This window comes from Corallococcus sp. CA041A (genome assembly GCF_003612075.1).
GTDB lineage: Bacteria > Myxococcota > Myxococcia > Myxococcales > Myxococcaceae > Corallococcus > Corallococcus exiguus.
In genome coordinates this window covers 1-408 of record NZ_RAWF01000725.1, presented here as the reverse complement: position 1 = coordinate 408, position 408 = coordinate 1, and the positions used below count along the sequence as shown (strand labels likewise).

The following is a 408-nucleotide window of genomic DNA, read 5'->3' as shown; positions in this document are numbered from 1 at the left end:
TCACAATTCTGCGCATGCCTTTACAGCGCGCCACTGGTGCACTCCTGCGGCGGCCTTCTCTGCTGATCATCGGCGCGTCGGCGCTGTCGCTGGTGCTGGCCGCGCTGACCGCGCTCTCGCTCTGGGAAATGCGCTCGGACGCACTGGCCCGCGCGCGCGATGCCGCCGACAACCTCGCGCTGATCCTGCAGCGCGACATCGCCCGGAACATCGAGGTGTACGACCTCTCGCTGCAGGCCGTGATCGACGGCGTACGCGACCCCGCCATGCTGGCGCTGCCGCCCAACGTTCGCCAGCTCGTGCTGTTCGACCGTTCGACCAATGCGCAGGACCTGGGCTCGCTGCTGGTGACCGACAAGGCCGGCGACGTGGTCATCGATTCGCACTCGGTGCCGCCCCGGCACATTT

The 408-nt window shown here is 67.9% G+C and carries 1 protein-coding gene; it reads left to right on the top strand.

Annotation, left to right across the window (positions count from 1 at the left end; all coding sequences use genetic code 11):
* Positions 1-408, top strand: a 408-nt coding sequence (locus D7V77_RS42830; protein ID WP_199734028.1) for a hypothetical protein, incomplete at both ends; no start/stop codon positions are given.